This window comes from Clostridium sp. ATCC BAA-442, assembly GCF_964239415.1.
In the GTDB taxonomy this organism is placed as follows: Bacteria; Bacillota; Clostridia; order Oscillospirales; family Oscillospiraceae; genus Flavonifractor; species Flavonifractor plautii.
On the sequence record NZ_CAXSQB010000028.1, the window covers coordinates 1 to 5,528 of the forward strand.

The window sequence follows — 5,528 nt, forward strand, 5'->3', positions numbered from 1 at the left end:
CCGCGGCCGGTCCCGCAGACTCACGCGTATTCGCTTCGCTCCGCCGAAGCGCCGCAGCGGTATTTCAGCACACCTGCGGTGTGCAGGGGGATACCGCCGCGCCGTTCGCCATACAGCAGGTTTTGTTCCGAACCGGGAAGGGAGGGGCGGCCATGGGAATCGTCTATCAAGAGGGCCCCTCCCTGGCCCGGGACCTGGGGCTTCCCCTACGCACCCTGTATGCCGTCAGCAACCGGATTCCAGCCCACTACCACCGGGCGGAGGTTCCCAAGCGGGACGGCGGAGCGCGGGTGCTCCGGGTGCCGGACCCTGTGCTCAAGGACATCCAGCGGCGCATCGCCCGGGTGCTGCTCTCGGGCATGCCCGTGTCGCCCCATGCCACCGCCTACCGATACGGCGCGGGGGTGGTGGAGAATGCCCGGCGGCATGTGGGCCGCCCGAGCTGCTGAAGCTGGACATTTTGCACTTTTTCGACAGTATCCGCTATATTCAGGTGAAGGAGGCGGCCTTCCCGGCGGAGATCTACGCCGAGCCGCAGGAGCAGTGCCTGCGGCGCTTGCTGGGGCAGGTGGACTTTTGGCTCCAGGCCCAGCCGGACAGCCAGGAGGCGGCGGAGTACCGCCGTTGGCTGCTGGACGAGATGCGGGATGGGCGTTAAGCGGGGAGGGCATATGGGAAACGGGGTGCTCCTGAATGCGGCGATGTGATGGCTTCCTACTGCTTGTGATATTTCTATAAAATATACATTTTTCTTGTAGCGAAGACGGAAGTATATTATAATAAACATATATCTTTTCTATGGATAAAAAGACCTACCCATATTAATTGAATGGAGGAAAACCTATGTACCAGGTCTCCAATTTTACCGAGAATGATGACGTAAAAGTGCTCTCTGAGCTGGGTGCCTTTCAGATCATTGAATACCAGCGGGATTTGAGCGTTTCGCCGTCCTCTGCAGTAACGGCCTATTTCAGCGCACAGATGAACGTCAAAAAGCGCCAACTGGTATGCCATCTGCACAAGTCCCATGTGACCATTCAGGCGGGTGCCATGCAGTGGATGCTGGGCAACGTGAACGCCACCACCGGCATTAAGGGCGTAGGGGACTTCCTGGGGAAGGCGGTGCGCGGCAAGGCCAGTGGTGAGTCTGCAATTAAGCCGGAGTACACCGGCGACGGACTGCTGGTGCTGGAGCCAACCTATAAGTACCTTATTTTGATGGACGCTGCCGACTGGGGTGGGAGCGTCGTGCTGGACGACGGCCTGTTTCTGGCCTGTGAGTCCAGCCTGCAGCACAAGGCGGTCATGCGCTCCAACCTTTCCTCTGCGGTGGCTGGCGGCGAGGGGCTGTTTAACCTGAGCCTCAACGGCAGCGGCATATTCTGTATCGAGTCCGACTGTCCCAAGGAGGAATTGATCGAGATCACCCTCCAGAACGATGTACTGAAGGTGGACGGCAACTATGCAATTGCCTGGAGTAAGAGCCTGGACTTCACCGTGGAGCGCTCCGGTAAGAGCCTAATCGGCTCGGCCGCCTCTGGTGAGGGCCTTGTGAACGTATACCGTGGTACCGGAAAGGTGCTGATGATGCCCACTGCAAAGATGCCCAATATCTGAGCGGATGCCAGGCCTTGGGCCCCGGGGATTAACAAAGGTTTGGGCCGCCCCCTGTATATAGGGTGCGGCTATCCACTGGGTGACTAAGTAAGTACTGCGCTGCCCGTCTGTGTCGTTCCGGGGGCTGACTGAGGCGGACGGCCCGGAGGGGGAGAGGCCCCTGCCCGCCCCGGCGGAGGAGCCGGAGGGCGTTACCGTCACCGACGCCTCCGGATACTACCGCATGACCTTCTGCCCTGGGAATCTGGTCTACTACTACATGGATGACTATTGGAATTTCTGGTTCCAGGGGACGGGAGAGGCGGAGCTCTACCCGCTCCTGCTGGAGTAGACGGCATAGACGTAAAAACGCCGGGGGGCCCCCCCGGCGTTTTATCTATTTTGTCCTATTTGTCCTGTTTGTCCGCCATGCGCTCCACCGCCCGGACGGTGAGGGTGTCCCCGTCCACGGTGAAGCGGACGTTGACCCCGGCGAAGTCCAGGCCGTATACCCGCTCCGGATCGTGCTGGTAGGGGGGGCGGGGGTCGCGGGAGAGCACGCCGGTGAGGGCGGCCCGCTTGTCCGCGGGCACCCGCTCCAGCAGCTCCGGCGGGAAGTCCACCGCCAGGGTGGCCCCGCCGCCGCTGCCGGTAAAGCCGCCGCTGGCCTCCGGGCGGCAGTCGGCGTAGGGGATGTAGGGCTTGATGTCCAGAATGGGAGTGCCGTCCATCAGATCGGCCCCGGAGACCTCCAGCACATGACCCAGCTCCGGCTCTCTCCGGATGCCCTCCAGCCGCACGCAGGACAGGCCGATGGGGTTGGGCCGGAAGGGCGAGCGGGTGGCGAACACCCCCATGCGGGTGTTGCCCCCCAGCCGGGGGGGCCGCACCGTGGGAGACCACTTGTCCCGCACGGCCTCGGAGAACTGCCAGATGAGCCAGAGGTGGGAGAAGTCCTCCAGCCCCCGCAGCGCGTCGGGGCTGCGGTATTCCGGCTCGAAGACCACGGTGGCCCGCAGCTCCTCCACCAGGCCGCTCTGGCGGGGTATGCCGAACTTGGTGGGAAAGTCGCTGCGGATGGTGGCGATGATTTCCATGGGGATCATGGCTTGTCCTCCTGTCTGCGCCGGGCCCTCTCCAGGGCGGCGGCCACCGGCTGGGAGGGGGCGGAACGGTTGTTGACCGCCAGAATGGCGGAGATCTGGCCGGCGGCCTGCTCCACCTCGGCCTTGAAGGCGGAGGCCGACAGCCGCAGGGCGCCGTGGCCCAGGATGATGAGCTGCTCGGCCCCGTCGGAGGTGGCCACCCGCACCCGGTGGTGCCTCCCGATCTCGTAGGTGGCCCGCTCAATGTAGGTGTCCGCCGTCTCGGCCTCCTTGGTGTAGACCACGTAGATGTTGTGGTACTTCGTCACGTCCTGGACGCTGCGGGGCACCCTGTAGGCGTCGAACACCAGAATGACGATATTCTGCTTGAAGCCCTGGTAGTTGCTGAGCACCTCCATGAGCATCTGCCGGGCGGCGTCCAGGTTGTCCCGGGCCACCGCCTTCAGCTCCTCCCAGGCGAAGATGAGGTTGTAGCCGTCCGCCAGCAGGTATTCCGGCCCCTGCTTCTGGGCCTGGATGGAGTACTTCCGGTCGTCCAGGCTGGTGCGGGCGGGCTTGGGCTGGGGGCGGAAGGCGCCCCGCTCTACCTTGCCGTAGGTGCGCTCGAAGATGGCCTGGAGCTCCTTGTCCTGCTCCAGGGAGGCGGCGTAGGACACGCTGCGGGGCCGGACGGGGGCGGCCTCCTCCGGCGGGGGCGGCTCCGCCCCCAGGCGCAGGCCGCTGCCCACGTGGGCGTGGGCCTTGACCTCGCTCCACTTCACGTTGTAGCCCGCCCCGTGGGCGCAGAACACCGAGTCCGCCGGGTTGTCCACGTCCCGCTCCGGGTCGTAGCCCAGAGCGGCGATCACCTCATCGGCGTTGTGGCAGGGGGCGTAGCCGCCGGCGGTGCAGCTCAGCCGTCCCCGGCCACGGGTGTAGGCGGCCACCTCCCGGCCGTAGTCCCGCAGGCCCGCCACCGGGGCGGAGCCGGTGAGCACGCTCAGCGCCCCGGCGGTCTCCGGCGTGCCGGCCTGCCCGCCCATGCGCTGGAGGTCGGACAGAGCCCGGCCCACCTGCTCCGGGGGCAGCTCCAGCCGGAAGTCGTACCACGGCTCCAGCAGGATGCTCTCCGCCTCCATGAGGCCCTGGCGCACCGCCCGGTAGGTGGCCTGCCGGAAGTCGCCTCCCTCGGTGTGCTTGAGGTGGGCCCGCCCCGCCACCAGGGTGATGCGCACATCGGTGATGGGGGAGCCGGTGAGCACCCCCAGGTGGGGCTTCTCCGCCAGATGGGTGAGCACCAGCCGCTGCCAGTTCCCGTCCAGCATGTCCTGGGGGCAGGCGGCGGCCAGCTCCAGGCCGCTCCCCCGGGGGAGCGGCTCCAGCAGCAGGTGAACCTCGGCATAGTGGCGCAGGGGCTCGTAGTGGCCCACGCCCTCCACCGGGGCGGCGATGGTCTCCCGGTAGACGATGCCGCCGGGGCCGAAGGTGATCGCCAGGCCGAAGCGCTGGGCCGCCAGCGCCTGGAGAATCTCCAGCTGAACCTCCCCCATGAGCTGGATGTGGATCTCCCGCAGCCGCTCGTTCCACACGAGGTGGAGCTGGGGATCCTCCTCCTCCAGCAGGCGGAGCTTGCCCAGGGCGGCGTGGGGATCCTGCCCCTCGGGGAGGAGCACCTGGTAGGTGAGCACCGGCTCCAGGGCGGGGGGCAGGGCCTCCGCCTCTGCCCCAAGGCCCTCCCCGGCGGCGGTGCGGCTCAGGCCGGTGACGGCCACCACGCTTCCCGCTTGGGCCTCGTCCACGGTCTGGAACCTGGACCCCGAGTAGACGCGCAGCTGATCCGCCTTCTCCGTCCAGCCGGGGCCGGAGAGGGCCTCCTTCACCCGCAGGGCGCCGCCGGTGAGCTTCATCCACGTCAGGCGGTTCCCCTGGTTGTCCCGGGAAATCTTGAACACCCGGGCGGCAAAATCGGGGCCATACCGGGGCCGGGGGGCGTACGCCACCAGCCCCTGGAGGAATTCGGCCACCCCCTCCAGCTTCAGGGCGGAGCCGAACCAGCAGGGGAAGAGCTTCCGCCGGGCGATAAGGGCGGTGAGGGTATCGCCGTCCAGCGCCCCGTCCTCCAGATAGCGCTCCAGCGCGTCCTCGCCGCAGAGGGCGGCCGCCTCGTCCCGCTCCGCCGCCGGGGCGGTGAAGTCCACGCACCCCTCGTCCAGCCCGGCTTTCAGCCCCGCCAGCAGGGTGGCCTTGTCCGCCCCCGCCAGATCCATCTTGTTGACAAACAGGAAGGTGGGCACGCCGTAGCGCTCCAGCAGCCGCCAGAGGGTGTGGGTGTGGCCCTGCACGCCGTCGGTGCCGCTGATGACCAGGATGGCGCAGTCCAGCACCTGGAGGGTGCGCTCCATCTCGCTGGAGAAGTCCGCGTGTCCCGGCGTGTCCAGCAGGGTGAGCTCCGCCCCGTCCACAGGGAGCACCGCTTGCTTGGAAAAGATAGTAATGCCCCGGGCGCGCTCCATGGGGTCGGTGTCCAGAAAGGCGTCCTGGTGATCCACCCGCCCCAGCTTTTTCAGGCGCCCGCAGGTGTAGAGCAGCCCCTCGCTGAGGGTGGTTTTCCCCGCGTCCACATGGGCCAGAATGCCTACAACCAGTTTGTCCATAGCTGCCGTCCTTTACGGTGTGATACTATAGTATAGCACGTCCGGGGCGGACGGGGCAACAAGCTTCATGGGCTTAGAGCGCGCCACGGGCCCAGGCAAACGCCGGTGCGCATGCAGCTTTTGCACCTGTGGGCCGTCCCGGTCCACGGGCTGTTGCGTTCATGGCCGGGGGGGGGGGGGGGGGGGGGGGGGG

Annotated in this window: 6 protein-coding genes; 4 read left to right on the forward strand and 2 right to left on the reverse strand. The window is 66.6% G+C overall.

The window, feature by feature from the left end:
* Positions 1–152 precede the first annotated feature (152 nt).
* From ACESY8_RS12380 to ACESY8_RS12395, 4 genes are all read left to right on the forward strand, one after another.
* The gene (locus ACESY8_RS12380; RefSeq protein WP_243427608.1) at positions 153–449 is read left to right on the forward strand and encodes an RNA-dependent RNA polymerase family protein; all 297 of its coding nucleotides are present in this window, start codon (positions 153–155) and stop codon (positions 447–449) included.
* Between the two features lie 11 nt (positions 450–460).
* Entirely contained in the window at positions 461–658 is a 198-nt protein-coding gene (locus tag ACESY8_RS12385) for a hypothetical protein (RefSeq protein ID WP_243427607.1), read from the forward strand.
* A 185-nt stretch (positions 659–843) separates the two neighbouring features.
* A complete protein-coding gene (locus ACESY8_RS12390; RefSeq protein ID WP_007493409.1) occupies positions 844–1,617 on the forward strand; it encodes an AIM24 family protein in 774 nt (257 codons plus the stop codon).
* A gap of 109 nt (positions 1,618–1,726) precedes the next feature.
* Entirely contained in the window at positions 1,727–1,948 is a 222-nt protein-coding gene (locus ACESY8_RS12395; protein WP_054338738.1) for a hypothetical protein, read from the forward strand.
* A gap of 55 nt (positions 1,949–2,003) precedes the next feature.
* On the opposite strand, the gene tsaA is transcribed toward ACESY8_RS12395, so the two are convergent.
* Together tsaA and ACESY8_RS12405 are read right to left on the reverse strand one after the other, a co-directional pair.
* The gene (tsaA, locus tag ACESY8_RS12400; protein WP_054338737.1) at positions 2,004–2,702 is read right to left on the reverse strand and encodes a tRNA (N6-threonylcarbamoyladenosine(37)-N6)-methyltransferase TrmO; all 699 of its coding nucleotides are present in this window, start codon (positions 2,700–2,702) and stop codon (positions 2,004–2,006) included.
* Positions 2,699–5,335 (reverse strand): translation factor GTPase family protein, encoded by a 2,637-nt coding sequence (locus ACESY8_RS12405; RefSeq protein WP_054338736.1) that lies wholly within the window; start codon positions 5,333–5,335, stop codon positions 2,699–2,701. Before ACESY8_RS12405 ends, tsaA begins: the two co-directional genes overlap by 4 nt.
* Positions 5,336–5,528: the final 193 nt, after the last annotated feature.